Here is a 14,364-nt window from a genome sequence, read left to right on the forward strand (position 1 = left end):
TCTGACGCCCGTGGGGCGGCGGTCATTCGGATCGCCGCCCCACTCCCACGTATCCGGGGTGCAGCCAGAGCGCGTAACATCGTGTGGTCGCACTCCACAACGGTGAGGTTTCTTCAACAATGTCAACACACGCAGAGCGCGGGGCCTGATCCATGGCCGGCTACATCCTGCGCCGACTGCTGCAGGCGATCCCTGTGCTGCTCGGCACCACGTTCTTGATCTACTTCATGGTCTTCGCCATGCCGGGCGACCCGATCGTCGCCCTGTTCGGCGAGAAGACCCCGCCGCCCCAGGTGCTCGAGGCGGTGCGCGAACGGTACAACCTCGACAAGCCGTTCATCGTCCAGTACCTGCTCTTCCTCGGCGGCATCTTCCAGGGCGACCTCGGCATCTCCTTCTCGGGCGAGCCCGTGAGCGACATCCTGGCTCGCACGTTCCCCGTGACGCTGCGCCTCGCGCTGCTCTCGACCCTGTTCCTCATGGTCGGCGGCATCCTCATCGGCCTCATCTCGGGCCTGCGCAAGGGCGGCATCTTCGATGCCAGCGCGCTCGTCGTCAGCCTCATCCTGATCTCGCTGCCGATCTTCGTCATCGGCTTCGTCGCGCAGTTCGTCTTCGCCATCCAGCTGGGCTGGTTCCGGACCACCGTCGGTCCCGGGGCGCCCTGGGGCGACCTCGTGCTGCCGGCGATCGTGCTCGCGGCCGGCAGCTTCGCACAGATCGTCCGACTGACAAGGTCGTCGGTCATCGAGACGGACGGCCAGGACTTCGTTCGCACCGCCGCGAGCAAGGGCCTGTCGCGTCGCCGCATCGTTCCGGTGCACATCCTGCGCAACTCGCTCATCCCCGTCGTGACCTACCTCGCCGTCGACTTCGGCGTGCTCATGGTCGGCGCGACGGTCACGGAGGGCATCTTCAACGTGCCGGGCGTGGGCAACACGCTCTACCAGGCGATCATCCGAGGAGAGGGACCGACCGTCGTCTCCTTCGTGACCGTCATGGTGCTGATCTACCTCGTCGTCAACCTGCTGGTGGATCTGCTGTACGCCGTTCTCGACCCGAGGATCCGCTATGCCAAGTAACACCCGCCCCAGCCAGGCGCACTACGTCGCGCCGATCGAGGAGACGCCCCTCGTCGCCATCGACTCCGTCAAGGCCGAGGGCAAGCCCTCGAACCTCTGGACCGATGCGTGGCGCGACCTCCGCAAGCGCCCGATGTTCTGGATCTCCGCGGTCATGATCGCGATCCTCGTGATCGTCGCGCTGTTCCCGACGCTCTTCACGAGCGTGGACCCCCGGTACTGCCAGCTCTCGCTCAGCAACCAGGGTCCCGGTGGCGACAGCCTCCTCGGCTACAACCGCCAGGGCTGCGACATCTTCTCGCGGATCATCCACGGCACGTCGACGTCGCTCGCGGTGGGCCTCATCGTGTCGTTCCTGGTCGCCCTGCTCGGCGTGATCTTCGGCGCGTTCTCCGGGTTCTACGGCGGATGGCTCGACGCGGTGCTCTCGCGCATCGGCGACATCTTCTTCTCGATCCCCTACATCCTCGCGGCGGTCGTCGTGATGTCGGTGTTCTCGCAGTACGCCAACGTCTGGACCATCTCGCTGGCGATCGGCGCGTTCGCCTGGCCCGCCACGGCCCGTGTGCTCCGCGCGGAGATCCTCCGCGTGAAGAACGCGGACTTCGTGATGGCCGCGACGGCGCTCGGCGTCTCGCGGTTCCGCATCCTGCTCCGTCACGTCCTGCCCAACTCGATCGCGCCCGTGCTCGTCATCACGACGATCTCGCTCGCGTCGGCGATCGTGGCCGAAGCGACCCTGTCGTTCCTCGGCGTCGGGCTCCCGTCGACGACCATGTCGTGGGGCAACGACATCAGCCAGGCCCAGGTCGACCTGCGGACCAACCCGCAGACCCTGATCCTCCCCTCCATCGCGCTGTCGGTGACCGTGCTGAGCTTCATCATGCTCGGCGAGGTCATCCGCGACGCGCTCGACCCGAAGGCGAGGGCGCAGCGATGACCTCGACCGTGAACGGATCCGACGTGCAGCAGTCCACCTCCGGCGCCGAGGAGCGCCCGATCCTCGAGGTCAAGGACCTCGAGGTCGCCTTCAACACGCAGGAGGGCAAGGTCACCGCCGTCGACGGCGTGAGCTTCACCCTCTACCGCGGCCAGAGCCTCGCCATCGTCGGCGAGTCCGGCTCGGGCAAGTCGACGACCGCACACGCGATCATCAACCTGCTCCCCGGCACCGGGCACATCGCCGGCGGCCAGATCCTGCTCGACGGGCAGGACCTCGCGAAGACGTCGCAGCGCGACATGGAGTCGATCCGCGGTCGCAAGATCGGCTTCGTCCCGCAGGACCCGATGTCGAACCTCAACCCGGTGTGGTCCATCGGCTTCCAGGTCGAGGAGGCGATCCGCGCGAACGGCATCGCCACCGGCCGCAAGGAGGTCAAGGCCCGCGCGATCGAGGTGCTCAAGCAGGCCGGCCTGCAGGACGCCGACCGGCGCCTGAAGCAGTTCCCGCACCAGTTCTCGGGCGGTATGCGCCAGCGCGTGCTCATCGGCATGGGCCTCGCGGCCGACCCGCAGCTGCTGATCGCCGACGAGCCGACCTCGGCGCTCGACGTCACGGTGCAGCGCGTCATCCTCGATCACCTCGAGTCGCTGACGCGCGAGCTGGGCACGACGCTGCTGTTCATCACGCACGACCTCGGCCTGGCGGCCGAGCGCGCCGAGCAGCTCGTCGTCATGTACAAGGGCAAGGTCGTCGAGTCGGGCCCGTCGTTGCAGATCCTGCAGAACCCGCAGCACCCGTACACACAGCGACTCGTCGCCGCAGCGCCGAGCCTCGCCTCGCGCCGCATCCAGGCGACGGGCAGCGTGAGCGCGGCCGAGGCCTCGATGTCCGAGGACGCCGCGTCCGCCGCGGGCGACGCGATCGACCTCATCGCCACGGCCGAGGCCCGGCACGAGGCCGTCGAGGCCGCCGCGTCGAAGGCGCCGGCCATCGTGGTCGAGAACCTGACCAAGGTCTTCAAGATCCGCGGGTCGGGCGAGTTCACCGCGGTCGACGACGTCTCGTTCCAAATCCCCAAGGGCACCACCATGGCGCTCGTGGGCGAGTCCGGATCGGGCAAGTCGACGGTGGCGAAGATGCTCCTCAAGCTCGAGGATGCCACGAGCGGCAAGATCATCGTCGGCGGCAAGGACCTCGAGAAGGTCAGCCGGTCGGAGCTGTTCGAACTCCGCAGCCGCATGCAGCCGGTGTTCCAGGACCCGTACGGTTCGCTCAACCCGCTCCGCAACATCGGCAACACGATCGCCGAGCCGCTCTACACGCACAAGGTCGGCGACGCCGCGTCGCGCCGGGCCCGCGTGCTCGAGCTGCTCGACCAGGTGTCGCTGCCGCGCACGCTCGTCGGTCGCTACCCGAACGAGCTGTCGGGCGGCCAGCGCCAGCGCATCGCCATCGCGCGCGCGCTCGCGCTGAAGCCCGAGATCGTGGTGCTCGACGAGGCCGTCTCCGCGCTCGACGTGCTCGTGCAGGCCCAGATCCTGCGCCTGCTCGCCGACCTGCAGGCCGAGCTCGACCTCACGTACCTCTTCATCACGCACGACCTCGCGGTCGTGCGCGTCATCGCCGACCACGTCGCGGTGATGCAGAAGGGCCGCATCGTGGAGTCGGCGACGACCGACGAGGTCTTCGACAACCCCAAGGAGCAGTACACCAAGGACCTGCTCGCGGCCATCCCGGGCGCGAACCTCAAGCTCGGCGCCTGACGCCGAGGGTCTGAACCGCCGGACGCCCGGCATCCGCCAGACGGATGCCGGGCGTCCGCCGTTCCGGCGACAGGGTAGGCTGGTCTGGCGCGATCCGTGCCGCTCGGCCCACCGCGCTCCCACCGACCCCATCCAGCGCCTTCCGCGCTGCCGATCCGCGCCCCGGAGCCCACGGCGACCGGCGGCCACGCGAGGACCAACCATGGCCAAGGCCACCCGCAACGACCTGCGCAACGTCGCGATCGTCGCCCACGTCGACCACGGCAAGACGACCCTCGTCGACGCCATGCTCAAGCAGACCCACTCGTTCGCCGAGCACGCGCACGTCGACGAGCGGGCGATGGACTCCAACGAGCTCGAGCGCGAGAAGGGCATCACGATCCTCGCCAAGAACACGGCGGTGGAGTACAACGGACGCCACGCGGCATCCGGCCCGGTCACGATCAACGTGATCGACACCCCGGGGCACGCCGACTTCGGCGGCGAGGTCGAGCGCGGCCTGTCGATGGTCGACGGCGTCGTCCTGCTCGTCGACGCGAGCGAGGGGCCGCTGCCGCAGACGCGGTTCGTGCTGCGCAAGGCGCTCGAGGCGCGCCTGCCCGTCATCCTGCTCGTCAACAAGACCGACCGGCCGGACGCACGCATCGACGAGGTCGTCGCCGAGAGCCAGGACCTGCTCCTCGGCCTCGCCTCCGACCTCGCCGACGACGTGCCCGACCTCGACCTCGACGCCATCCTCGACGTGCCCGTGGTCTACGCGTCGGGCAAGGCGGGCCGGGCGTCGACCACCAAGCCCGCGGATGGCTCGCTGCCGGACAGCGACGACCTCGAGCCGCTGTTCGAGGCGATCCTGACCCACATCCCGGCGCCGACGTACGACGACGAGGCGCCGCTGCAGGCCTGGGTGACGAACCTCGACGCGTCGCCGTTCCTCGGCCGCCTCGCGCTGCTCCGCGTGTTCAACGGCACCATCCGCAAGGGGCAGACGGTCGCGTGGGTGCGCCACGACGGCTCGCACTCGAACGTGCGCATCACCGAACTGCTGAAGACGAAGGCGCTCGAGCGCCACCCGGCCGAGGAGGCCGGTCCCGGCGACATCATCGCGGTCGCCGGCATCGACGAGATCACCATCGGCGAGACGCTCGCCGACCCGGAGGACGTGCGGCCGCTCCCGGCCATCTCGGTCGACGACCCCGCCATCTCGATGACGATCGGCACCAACACCTCCCCGCTCGTGGGCAAGGTGAAGGGCCACAAGCTCACGGCGCGCATGGTCAAGGACCGCCTCGACCGCGAGCTCATCGGCAACGTCTCGCTGAAGGTCCTCGACATCGGCAAGCCCGACGCCTGGGAGGTGCAGGGCCGCGGTGAGCTGGCGCTCGCCATCCTGGTCGAGCAGATGCGCCGCGAGGGCTTCGAGCTCACCGTCGGCAAGCCGCAGGTGGTCACGAAGACCGTCGACGGCAAGGTGCACGAGCCGTACGAGCACCTGACGATCGATGCGCCGGAGGAGTACCTCGGCGCGATCACCCAGCTCCTCGCCGCGCGCAAGGGACGCATGGACGGCATGTCGAACCACGGCACCGGCTGGGTGCGCATGGAGTTCGTCGTCCCGAGCCGCGGGCTCATCGGCTTCCGCACCGAATTCCTCACGATCACGCGCGGCACGGGCATCGCCAACGCGATCTCGCACGGGTACGACGAGTGGGCGGGCACGATCACGACGCGCAACAACGGCTCGATCGTCGCCGACCGGGCCGGCGTGGTGACGCCGTTCGCGATCATCGCGCTGCAGGAGCGCATGACCTTCTTCGTGAACCCCACCGAGGAGGTCTACGAGGGCATGGTCATCGGCGAGAACTCGCGCAACGACGACATGGACGTGAACATCACCAAGGAGAAGAAGCTCACGAACATGCGTTCGTCGACGGCCGACACGTTCGAGTCGATGACGCCGTCCCGCCAGCTCACGCTGGAGGAGTGCCTCGAGTTCGCCCGCGAGGACGAGTGCGTCGAGGTCACGCCCGAGAAGGTGCGCATCCGCAAGGTGGAACTCGACGCGACGGCACGTGCTCGTGCTGCCTCGCGCCTCAAGAAGCAGGGCTGAGCCGGCGGTCCGAGCGGATGCCGCGGGCCTCCGCCTGCGGCATCCGCTCGCCCGGTTGATGAAGTTCACAGAAACGGGGTCGTATGGTTGTCGGGTTCTTCGAAACCCGATACGCCAGTTACGCAATTGTTACGTACGAAACCCCCCCTTGTGACTTCATGACCCATCGCCCCCATGGCCGCCGCGCGGCCGCACGCCCCCGCCCCGCCCTCCTCCCGCGACGCGACCGCGCCCCCCGAGCGCGTCGCAGCGGCACCGCCCCCGTCCGGTCCGCGATGTCGCTCGCCGCGATGTCCCTCGCCGGCGGCATGCTGCTCGCGACGAGCGTTCCCGCGCTCGCCGTGTCCGCCACCGACACCGAGGTCCGCGCCTCGGTGTACGCCCCCGAGAGCGGCGCCGTCTCGGAGCGTTCCCAGACGCTCGAAGTGAGCGCCGAGGCCACCCTGCAGCCGATCGACATCGGCGAGTGGGATGTCGAGGCCGCTCCGCCGCCCATCGAGTCGAGCGTCGCCGGTGTCGGCGACGTGTCGCTGCTCGAGTCGCCGCGCATCGTCTGGCCCGTCGACCCCTCGCGCACCTCAGACGGCTTCGGTCCGCGCGTCGCCCCCTGCGGCGGCTGCTCGACCGAGCACGACGGCGTCGACTTCAACCCGGGCGCGGGCGCCCCCATCGTCTCCATCGCCGACGGCGTGGTCATCACCGCGACCGAGGCGGGCGGCGGCTTCGGCGCGTACGTCGAGGTGCAGCACAACATCAACGGCGTGCTGATCACCTCGCTGTACGCCCACATGCAGTACGGCTCCATCCAGGTCTCTGCGGGCCAGCGCGTCAGCGCCGGCGACCCGCTCGGAGCGGTCGGTTCGACCGGCCAGTCGACCGGGCCGCACCTCCACCTCGAGATGTACGGCGCCGACGGCGTCCGGTTCGACGGCATGGCCTGGCTCCAGGCCAACGTCACCGGCTGACCCGCGGCACCTCGGCGCAGGCCGGGCGTCCCCGTCGACGGGGCGCCCGGCTTCGTCGTCTCCGGGGTCAGCGCCCCGCGAATCGGGGCGAGCGCTTCTCGAGGAACGCCGCCACGCCCTCGCGCATGTCGTCGGTGCGGAACGCATCGGCGAAGCCCTCGATCTCGAGGTCGGTCGCGACCGCGGTCGGCGTGCCGGTCGCTGCGACGAGCACGCGCTTGGCCAGCGCGACCGCCGTCCACGCGTTCTCCGCCACCTCGGCGATGGTCGCGCGTGCGCCCTCGAGCAGCGCCTCGCGATCGGGGAACCGCCGGGAGACGAGTCCGGCGGCCTCGGCTTCCGCCGCGCCGATGCGCCGACCGGTGTAGATGAGCTCCTTCGCCAGGGCGAGGCCGACCGCACGGGGCAGGCGCACCGTGCCGCCGAATCCCGGGATCAGGCCGAGGCGCACCTCGGGCTGGCCGAAGGCCGAGGCATCCGTCGCGTAGATCAGGTCGCAGGCGAGCGCGAGCTCGAGGCCGCCGCCGAGCGCGAACCCGTCGACGCACGCGATCACGGGTGCCGGGAACGCCTCGATCGCCGCCGCCACGCGGTGGCCCAGGCGTGCGGCGTCGGCGCCCTCCTTCGGGGTGAGCCCGGCGAGCGAGCGGATGTCGGCGCCCGCGACGAAGGCACGGCCGCCCTCCCCGACGACGATCACGCCGCGCACGGCGTCGCCCTCGGCCACGAGTCCGTCGAACGCCTCGGCGAGGTCGCGCAGCACCTCCGGGGAGAGGGCGTTCAGCGCCGACGGGCGATCGATGACGACGGTCGCCACCACGCCGTCGCGTTCGACGCGGACGGCGGGCGTCGCGATATCGCCTGCAGGATGCTCGGTCATTCCTGGTCCTTCCCGACGGGCGCCGGTGCCCGACGGCGACCACGCTACGCCATCCGCCGCTGCAGGCCCCGACGGTAGACTCGGCCGCATGCCTGCCTTCCCCCGACGCGTTCGCGCGATCCGCGCCGCGTTCACGGCCGCCCTCTCCGTCGGCCTCCTCGCCGGGTGCACCGGCACCCCGGTCGACGAGTTCGTGAACCGCAACGTCGAGGACGCGGTGGAGGGCGCCATCGGCGGAGACGTGAGCCTCGGCGGCGACCTGCCGGCCGACTTCCCGGCGTCGGTCCCCGTGATCGACGGCGAGATCGAGTTGAGCGGCGGCTCCGGCGGCGCTGCCGGGTGGGTCGTCGTGGTGACCTCGTCGGCGGCCGACCCCGTGGGGGAGGCGGCGGCGGCGCTCGAGCAGGCCGGATTCACCGAGCAGACCTCCGGGTCGGCGCAGTCGGCGTCAGGCATCCTCTACTCGAACGGCGAGCACCTCGTGGTGCTCGCCGGGGAGGGCACGACGGTGAGCTACGCCGTCAGCGTCGCGCCATGAGCGGCGGGAACGCCCCGGTCGAGCGCGATCGCGAACCGCGCACGTCGATCTCCGCGCGCGTGCGGACGATCGCCATCGCGGTCGTGGTGGGCGTCGTCTACGGCACGGTCGCGACGGTCGGCCACCGCCACGCGTGGCAGATCGGCGACGTCTCGATCCCGTGGGGGCTGCTCGCCGGGCTCGTCGGCGTGGCGGCACTGCTCATCGGCATCCGCATGGTGGCCGGCGGACGCGTGGCGGCGATCGGTGCGTCGGCAGGCGTCGTCGCCGCCGTCGCCCTCCTGTCCCTCCCGGGGCCGGGTGGTTCCGTCCTCGTCGCGAGCGGGATCGTCGGCACCATCTGGTCGGTCGCGCCCGCCCTCATCGCCGTCCTCGTCGTCGCGTGGCCGTCGCTCCCGTCACGCGGCGCCGCCGTAGCGCAGCCGCGCGCGACGCACGCGTAGACTGGCCTTCCAGCCTCATCGAAGGGACACCGACCCACCGTGACCTATGTCATCGCCCTGCCGTGCGTCGATGTGAAGGACCGCGCCTGCATCGACGAGTGCCCCGTCGACTGCATCTACGAGGGTGAACGCTCCCTCTACATCCACCCCGACGAGTGCGTCGACTGCGGCGCCTGCGAGCCCGTGTGCCCCGTCGAGGCCATCTACTACGAGGACGACCTGCCCGACGAGTGGGCCGACTACTACAAGGCCAACGTCGAGTTCTTCGACGACATCGGCTCGCCCGGCGGTGCCGCCAAGGTCGGCGTGATCGCCAAGGACCACCCGCTCGTCGCCGCCCTGCCGCCCCAGGGCCATTGAGCATGGCGCTCGGCGCCCTGCCCGAGTACCCCTGGGACCTCATGGTCCCGTATCGCCAGCGCGCCGCCGCGCATCGTGACGGGCTCGTCGACCTGTCCATCGGCTCGCCGGTCGACCCCACGCCGCCCGTCGTGCGAGAGGCCCTCGCGGCGGCGACCGACGCGCACGCGTATCCGACCACGGTGGGCACCGCGGCGCTGCGTCGCGCCATCGTCGCGTGGTACGAGCGCCGCCGCGGCGTGACCGGTCTCGCCGCCGACGACGTGCTGCCCACCATCGGGTCGAAGGAGCTGGTGGCCCTGCTGCCGTTCATGCTCGGGGTGGGGCAGGGCGACGTCGTCGTGCATCCCCGTGCGGCGTACCCGACGTACGAGATGGGCGCCGTGTTCGCCGGGGCCCGATCGATCGCCTCCGACGACCCCGCCGAGTGGCCCGAGGAGACCCGGCTCGTGTGGCTCAACTCGCCAGGCAACCCGGACGGCCGGGTCCTCGACGTCGAGGAGCTCCGGGCGGCGGTCGGTCGCGCGCGAGAGCTCGGCGCGGTCATCGTGGGCGACGAGTGCTACGCCGAACTCGGGTGGGAGGGTCCGTGGCGCGAGGGTGCCGTGCCGAGCATCCTCGACCCGCGCGTGACCGGCGGCGACACCTCGAGGGTGCTCGCCATCTACTCGCTGTCGAAGCAGTCGAACATGGCCGGCTACCGCGCCGCGTTCGTGGCGGGATGCCACGACTCGATCGCCCGGCTCACGACGGCGCGCAAGCACGCCGGCCTCATGGTTCCGGCGCCCCTGCAGGCGGCGATGACGGTCGCGCTCGGCGACGAGGCGCACGTCGCCGAGCAGAAGGAGCGCTACCGCGGCCGCCGCGAGCAGCTGAGGGGCGCCCTCGAGGACGCAGGGTTCCGCATCGACCACAGCGAGGCGGGGCTCTACCTGTGGGCGACCGAGGGCCGCGACGCCTGGGACTCGATCGGTCGACTCGCCGACCTGGGGATCCTCGCCGGTCCGGGGCACTTCTACGGCACGCACTTCCCCGAGCACGTCCGGTTGTCGCTCACCGCGCCCGACGAACGGGTCGCCTCCGCGGCGGCGCGCCTTCGCGCCACCGCGGTCCGCTGACCCGGTCCGGGCGAGGTCGCGGGGGCATCCGGCGGGCTGATCTGTGGCATCCGTCAACCGAAGGTGCGATCTCTTGGTGGATGCGACAATGCCCGCTCGGCCCGTCTAGGCTGTAGTGCGGGCCGCCGACGCCGACCGGCACGGGGCCGGAAAGCAGGTGACCCCGCAAGTGACGATCACAGGAGATGCCGTGAGCGACGTCGTGAACACCGCGCCCGGGGCCGACCGTCCCGACACCGCCACGCTGGCCTTCCCCGGCGGCACCGCCGAGTTCCCAATCCACGCCGCAGCCCAGGGCAACTCGAGCATCGACCTCTCGACGCTCACGCGGCAGACCGGCCTCACCGCGCTCGACTACGGCTTCGTGAACACCGCGTCCACGCGCTCGTCGATCACCTACATCGACGGCGAGCAGGGCATCCTCCGGTACCGCGGCTTCCCGATCGAGCAGCTCGCCGAGCACTCCACGTACCTCGAGGTGGCCTGGCTGCTCATCTACGGCGAGCTGCCCACGGCCGACCAGCTCGGCGAGTTCGACGAGAAGATCCGCCGGCACACGCTCCTCCACGAGGACCTCAAGCGCTTCTTCTCGGCCCTGCCGCACACCGCGCACCCCATGGCCGTGCTCTCGAGCGCCGTCGCGGCGCTCTCGACGTACTACGAGGACTCGTCCGACCCGCACGACCTCGACCACGTCGAGCTCACGACGATCCGCCTGCTCGCGAAGCTCCCGGTCATCGCCGCCTACGCCCACAAGAAGAGCATCGGCCAGGCGTTCCTCTACCCCGACAACTCGCTGAACTTCGTCGAGAACTTCCTGCGGCTGAACTTCGGCAACATGGCCGAGCCGTACTCGATCGACCCCACGCTCGCCAAGGCGCTCGACCGGCTGCTCATCCTCCACGAGGACCACGAGCAGAACGCGTCCACCTCGACCGTCCGGCTCGTCGGATCGACCGGGGCCAACCTGTACGCGTCGATCTCGGCCGGCATCCAGGCGCTGTCCGGTCCGCTGCACGGCGGCGCGAACGAGGCGGTCCTCCAGATGCTCGCGCGCATCCGCGACTCCGGCGAGGGCGTCGGCAAGTTCGTCGAGCGCGTGAAGAACAAGGAGGACGGCGTCAAGCTCATGGGCTTCGGCCACCGGGTCTACAAGAACTACGACCCGCGCGCGAAGATCGTCAAGCAGAGCGCGGATGCCGTGCTCGAGGGCCTCGGCGTGAACGACCCGCTGCTCGACATCGCCAAGGAGCTCGAGCAGTTCGCCCTGGAGGACGACTACTTCAAGCAGCGTCGCCTGTACCCGAACGTCGACTTCTACACCGGCGTCATCTACAAGGCGATGGGCTTCCCGACGCGCATGTTCACGGTGCTGTTCGCGATCGGCCGCCTTCCCGGCTGGATCGCGCACTGGCGCGAGATGAACCTCGACCCGCAGACCAAGATCGGCCGCCCGCAGCAGCTGTACACGGGTTTGCTCGAGCGCCCGTACCCGCACCGCTGACGCCGGACGAGTGACGGCCCCGCCTCCCGAGGGAGGCGGGGCCGTCGTCGTCGGTCGCTGCCACGGGGCCCGTGTCACCCGGTCAGAGCGCGGCGACCTCGTCGGCGGAGGCGGCGTCGGCCGGCGTCGCATGCCGTTCCACGAGCCCGGGGCGCGGGTCGAGGTGGATGCCCGCGAGCATGCACCGCACCGAGCCGCCGGCCAGTTCGATCGTCGGCACGTCGAGGGGCAGCAGACGCGCGGAGCGCTCGATGCGCTCACGCTGGTCGGCGGTGAGCGCATCGTACGCGCGCCGCGACAGCGCGAGGACGCGGCCCTGCGAGCCCCAGAGCTCGAGCGCGTTCCCACTGAACTCGTCGATCTGCTCGTTGGTGAGCGCGATGACGTCGCGGCGGCCGCGCGCCGAGAGCCGGTCGATGATCTCCTGTCGGCGCACCGGGGAGACGATCATGTCCGTCGCGAGCAGGGCGTACTCGGTCGCGATGCTCATGATCACGTTGGTGTGGTACACGGCAATGCCGCGTCCGTCGACCGCGTCGAACACCATCGGCTCGTAGCCGAAGTTGGTGCAGAAGCGCTCGAGGGCGATCGGGTCGGCACGGTTCGAGCGCGCCGCGTAGGCGATGCGCGACTCGTGGTCGAGCACCATCGCCCCCGTCCCCTCGAGGAAGACGTCGTCGTACTCGAGTCCCGAGTAGTCGATGACGTCCTGCACGCGGTAGGTGGTCTTCAGCAGCTCGACGATGTCGGACCGGCGCTCGGTCCGGCGGTTGGGCGTGAACATCGGGTACAGGGCGATGTGGCCGCCCGAGTGGGTCGAAATCCAGTTGTTCGGGAAGACGCTGTCGGGGCGGTGCCGGGTCTCGTCCTCGAACAGGTGCACGGTGACGCCGGCCGCCTCGATCGCCGCTGCGGCGCGCGTGACCTCCTCGTAGGCGGATGCCGCGAAGGCGTGCTCGTCGAGGCCGTCGGTGCTCGGCTGGAAGCCGTTGTCGGCGACCGTCTGCGGATTCGGGGCGAAGTGGTGCGGCCGGACCATCACGACCGCAGCGGGGGACTGGACGGACATCCGCTCAGCTCACGGGAGAGAACGCGCCGACGATGCCGAAGAGGTCCTTCGGGTCCTCGGGGTCGGCGACGAGGTCGATCCGCTGCTCGAAGTTCGTGCCCGCGACCTGGTCGCGCACGTACCGCAGGGCGGAGAAGTCCTCGATGGCGAAGCCGACCGAGTCGAACAGGGTGATCTGGTCGGCGCCGGTGCGGCCGGCGGCGCGACCGGTGAGCGTCTCCCAGAGCTCGGTCACCGGGAAGTCCGGCGCCTTCGCCTGGATCTCGCCCTCGATCCGCGTCTGCGGCGTGTACTCGACGAAGACGCTCGCGCGATCGAGGATCGCCGGGTCGAGCTCGGTCTTGCCGGGGCAGTCGCCGCCGATCGCGTTCAGGTGCATGCCGGGGCGCACCCACTCGTCGGACACGACCGTGGCGCGTGCCTTGTCGGCGGTGCACGTCGTGACGATGTCCGCGCCGTCGAGCGCCTCGGCGGCACTCCCGGCGACCTCGATCTCGAACCCGAGCGGGAGCATGTTGCGGACGAACTTCGCGATCGCGTCGGGATCGACGTCGAACACGCGGAGCGAGGTGATGCCGAGGGCGCTGCGGAATGCGAGTGCCTGGAACTCGGCCTGGCTGCCGGTGCCGATCATCGCCATGACGCGCGAGTCGGGCCGGGCGAGCAGCTTCGCCGCGAAGGCGGACGTCGCGGCGGTGCGCAGCGCGGTGAGCACGGTCATCTCGGCGAGGAACGTGGGGTAGCCGTTGTGGACGTCGGCGAGCACGCCGAACGCGGTCACCGTCTGGTAGCCGCGGGCCGGGTTCGAGGGGTGGCCGTTGACGTACTTGAACGCGTACGACTCGTGGTCGCTCGTGGGCATCAGCTCGATCACGCCGAAGGGCGTGTGGCTGGCCACGCGCGGGGTCTTGTCGAAGCTCTCCCACCGCGCGAAGTCCTGCTCGAGGTACTCCATGATCCCGGCGATGATGCGCTCGGGTCCGGTGCTGGCGACCCAGCCGACCATGTTGCGTACGTCGACGAAGCTCGTCATCACGTTCCTTTCCAGTTGCCTGCGATCAGGCTAGGACCCGTCGATATGCAACGGCAACGACCGTTCTGCCCACGGATCGCCGCCGACACGATCGAATTGCACACCACGAAGATACGATGTGTCCATGGACCACTTGGACGAGCTGGACCGCCGGCTGCTCGCGCTGTTGCGCGAGGACGGACGGGCGCCCGTGGCCGAGCTCGCGCGCCGGCTCGGCGTGGCTCGCGCGACGGTCACCGGCCGGATCGACCGGCTCGTGGCATCCGGCACCATCATCGGATTCTCGGTGCGCGTGCGCGACGAGGCGGACCCGCTCGCGATCCACGCGATCTCGTTCATCGAGGTCGAGGGGCGGAGCACCGACGAGGTCATCCGCCGCCTGCGGGGGTTTCCCGAGATCATCGCGCTGCACACGACGAACGGCGGCTGGGACCTCGTCGCCGAGCTGCGCACGGAGACCCTCGGCGAGTTCGACCGCGTGCTCGGGCGCATCCGCTCGATCGTCGGCGTCGTGAACAGCGAGACGAGCCTGCTGCTCAGCTCCGTGCTGCGCTGACCG

Annotated in this window: 14 protein-coding genes; 11 read left to right on the forward strand and 3 right to left on the reverse strand. The window is 70.3% G+C overall.

Translation table 11 applies throughout. The features are described from left to right. Window positions 1-152: 152 nt before the first annotated feature. The 5 genes from RH861_RS06835 (at window position 153) to RH861_RS06855 (ending at window position 6,860) form a co-directional block, all read left to right on the forward strand. Window positions 153-1,082, forward strand: a complete 930-nt coding sequence (locus tag RH861_RS06835; RefSeq protein WP_067949414.1) for an ABC transporter permease — start codon at window positions 153-155, stop codon at window positions 1,080-1,082. Further along, the gene (locus RH861_RS06840) at window positions 1,072-2,022 is read left to right on the forward strand and encodes an ABC transporter permease (protein ID WP_310520379.1); all 951 of its coding nucleotides are present in this window, start codon (window positions 1,072-1,074) and stop codon (window positions 2,020-2,022) included. Before RH861_RS06835 ends, RH861_RS06840 begins: the two co-directional genes overlap by 11 nt. Continuing rightward, window positions 2,019-3,788, forward strand: coding sequence for a dipeptide ABC transporter ATP-binding protein (locus RH861_RS06845; RefSeq protein WP_310520380.1), 1,770 nt, complete (start codon window positions 2,019-2,021; stop codon window positions 3,786-3,788). The genes RH861_RS06840 and RH861_RS06845 overlap by 4 nt, the downstream gene beginning before the upstream one ends. 202 nt (window positions 3,789-3,990) lie before the next feature. Next, on the forward strand, window positions 3,991-5,895 hold the full coding sequence (gene typA, locus RH861_RS06850) for a translational GTPase TypA (RefSeq protein ID WP_310520381.1): 1,905 nt from the start codon (window positions 3,991-3,993) through the stop codon (window positions 5,893-5,895). Window positions 5,896-6,170: 275 nt separating this feature from the next. Continuing rightward, on the forward strand, window positions 6,171-6,860 hold the full coding sequence (locus RH861_RS06855) for a M23 family metallopeptidase (RefSeq protein ID WP_310520382.1): 690 nt from the start codon (window positions 6,171-6,173) through the stop codon (window positions 6,858-6,860). 67 nt (window positions 6,861-6,927) lie between these two features. Here RH861_RS06855 and RH861_RS06860 read toward each other — a convergent pair whose 3' ends face one another. After that, window positions 6,928-7,740, reverse strand: coding sequence for an enoyl-CoA hydratase/isomerase family protein (locus RH861_RS06860; protein ID WP_310520383.1), 813 nt, complete (start codon window positions 7,738-7,740; stop codon window positions 6,928-6,930). A gap of 88 nt (window positions 7,741-7,828) precedes the next feature. Here RH861_RS06860 and RH861_RS06865 point away from each other — a divergent pair, with 88 nt between their 5' ends. From RH861_RS06865 to RH861_RS06885, 5 genes are all read left to right on the forward strand, one after another. Further along, the gene (locus RH861_RS06865; protein ID WP_310520384.1) at window positions 7,829-8,278 is read left to right on the forward strand and encodes a hypothetical protein; all 450 of its coding nucleotides are present in this window, start codon (window positions 7,829-7,831) and stop codon (window positions 8,276-8,278) included. Then, window positions 8,275-8,721 (forward strand): hypothetical protein, encoded by a 447-nt coding sequence (locus tag RH861_RS06870; protein ID WP_310520385.1) that lies wholly within the window; start codon window positions 8,275-8,277, stop codon window positions 8,719-8,721. The genes RH861_RS06865 and RH861_RS06870 overlap by 4 nt, the downstream gene beginning before the upstream one ends. A gap of 39 nt (window positions 8,722-8,760) precedes the next feature. After that, the gene (gene fdxA / locus RH861_RS06875) at window positions 8,761-9,081 is read left to right on the forward strand and encodes a ferredoxin (RefSeq protein WP_067949403.1); all 321 of its coding nucleotides are present in this window, start codon (window positions 8,761-8,763) and stop codon (window positions 9,079-9,081) included. A gap of 2 nt (window positions 9,082-9,083) precedes the next feature. Next, window positions 9,084-10,199 (forward strand): succinyldiaminopimelate transaminase, encoded by a 1,116-nt coding sequence (dapC, locus tag RH861_RS06880; protein ID WP_310520386.1) that lies wholly within the window; start codon window positions 9,084-9,086, stop codon window positions 10,197-10,199. 190 nt (window positions 10,200-10,389) lie between these two features. Next, window positions 10,390-11,703, forward strand: a complete 1,314-nt coding sequence (locus tag RH861_RS06885) for a citrate synthase (protein WP_374760961.1) — start codon at window positions 10,390-10,392, stop codon at window positions 11,701-11,703. 82 nt (window positions 11,704-11,785) lie between these two features. On the opposite strand, the gene ctlX is transcribed toward RH861_RS06885, so the two are convergent. Beyond that, the gene (gene ctlX / locus RH861_RS06890) at window positions 11,786-12,772 is read right to left on the reverse strand and encodes a citrulline utilization hydrolase CtlX (RefSeq protein WP_310520387.1); all 987 of its coding nucleotides are present in this window, start codon (window positions 12,770-12,772) and stop codon (window positions 11,786-11,788) included. Between the two features lie 4 nt (window positions 12,773-12,776). Continuing rightward, complete coding sequence (ocd, locus tag RH861_RS06895) at window positions 12,777-13,805, reverse strand: ornithine cyclodeaminase (RefSeq protein WP_282573326.1); 1,029 nt, start codon at window positions 13,803-13,805, stop codon at window positions 12,777-12,779. 124 nt (window positions 13,806-13,929) lie between these two features. Between ocd and RH861_RS06900 the strand changes: the two genes are divergently transcribed. Next, the gene (locus tag RH861_RS06900) at window positions 13,930-14,361 is read left to right on the forward strand and encodes an Lrp/AsnC family transcriptional regulator (protein ID WP_248598531.1); all 432 of its coding nucleotides are present in this window, start codon (window positions 13,930-13,932) and stop codon (window positions 14,359-14,361) included. Window positions 14,362-14,364 lie beyond the last annotated feature (3 nt).

The organism is Agromyces indicus (genome assembly GCF_031432295.1).
Lineage (GTDB): Bacteria > Actinomycetota > Actinomycetes > Actinomycetales > Microbacteriaceae > Agromyces > Agromyces indicus.

Excerpts from the sequence above, each read along its gene's own strand:
- RH861_RS06835 (WP_067949414.1), top strand. The coding sequence starts at position 153 with ATGGCCGGCTACATCCTGCGCCGACTGCTGCAGGCGATCCCTGTGCTG.
- RH861_RS06840 (WP_310520379.1), top strand. The coding sequence starts at position 1,072 with ATGCCAAGTAACACCCGCCCCAGCCAGGCGCACTACGTCGCGCCGATC.
- RH861_RS06845 (WP_310520380.1), top strand. The coding sequence starts at position 2,019 with ATGACCTCGACCGTGAACGGATCCGACGTGCAGCAGTCCACCTCCGGC.
- typA (WP_310520381.1), top strand. The coding sequence starts at position 3,991 with ATGGCCAAGGCCACCCGCAACGACCTGCGCAACGTCGCGATCGTCGCC.
- RH861_RS06855 (WP_310520382.1), top strand. The coding sequence starts at position 6,171 with ATGTCGCTCGCCGCGATGTCCCTCGCCGGCGGCATGCTGCTCGCGACG.
- RH861_RS06860 (WP_310520383.1), bottom strand. The coding sequence starts at position 7,740 with ATGACCGAGCATCCTGCAGGCGATATCGCGACGCCCGCCGTCCGCGTC.
- RH861_RS06865 (WP_310520384.1), top strand. The coding sequence starts at position 7,829 with ATGCCTGCCTTCCCCCGACGCGTTCGCGCGATCCGCGCCGCGTTCACG.
- RH861_RS06870 (WP_310520385.1), top strand. The coding sequence starts at position 8,275 with ATGAGCGGCGGGAACGCCCCGGTCGAGCGCGATCGCGAACCGCGCACG.
- dapC (WP_310520386.1), top strand. The coding sequence starts at position 9,084 with ATGGCGCTCGGCGCCCTGCCCGAGTACCCCTGGGACCTCATGGTCCCG.
- ctlX (WP_310520387.1), bottom strand. The coding sequence starts at position 12,772 with ATGTCCGTCCAGTCCCCCGCTGCGGTCGTGATGGTCCGGCCGCACCAC.
- ocd (WP_282573326.1), bottom strand. The coding sequence starts at position 13,805 with ATGACGAGCTTCGTCGACGTACGCAACATGGTCGGCTGGGTCGCCAGC.
- RH861_RS06900 (WP_248598531.1), top strand. The coding sequence starts at position 13,930 with ATGGACCACTTGGACGAGCTGGACCGCCGGCTGCTCGCGCTGTTGCGC.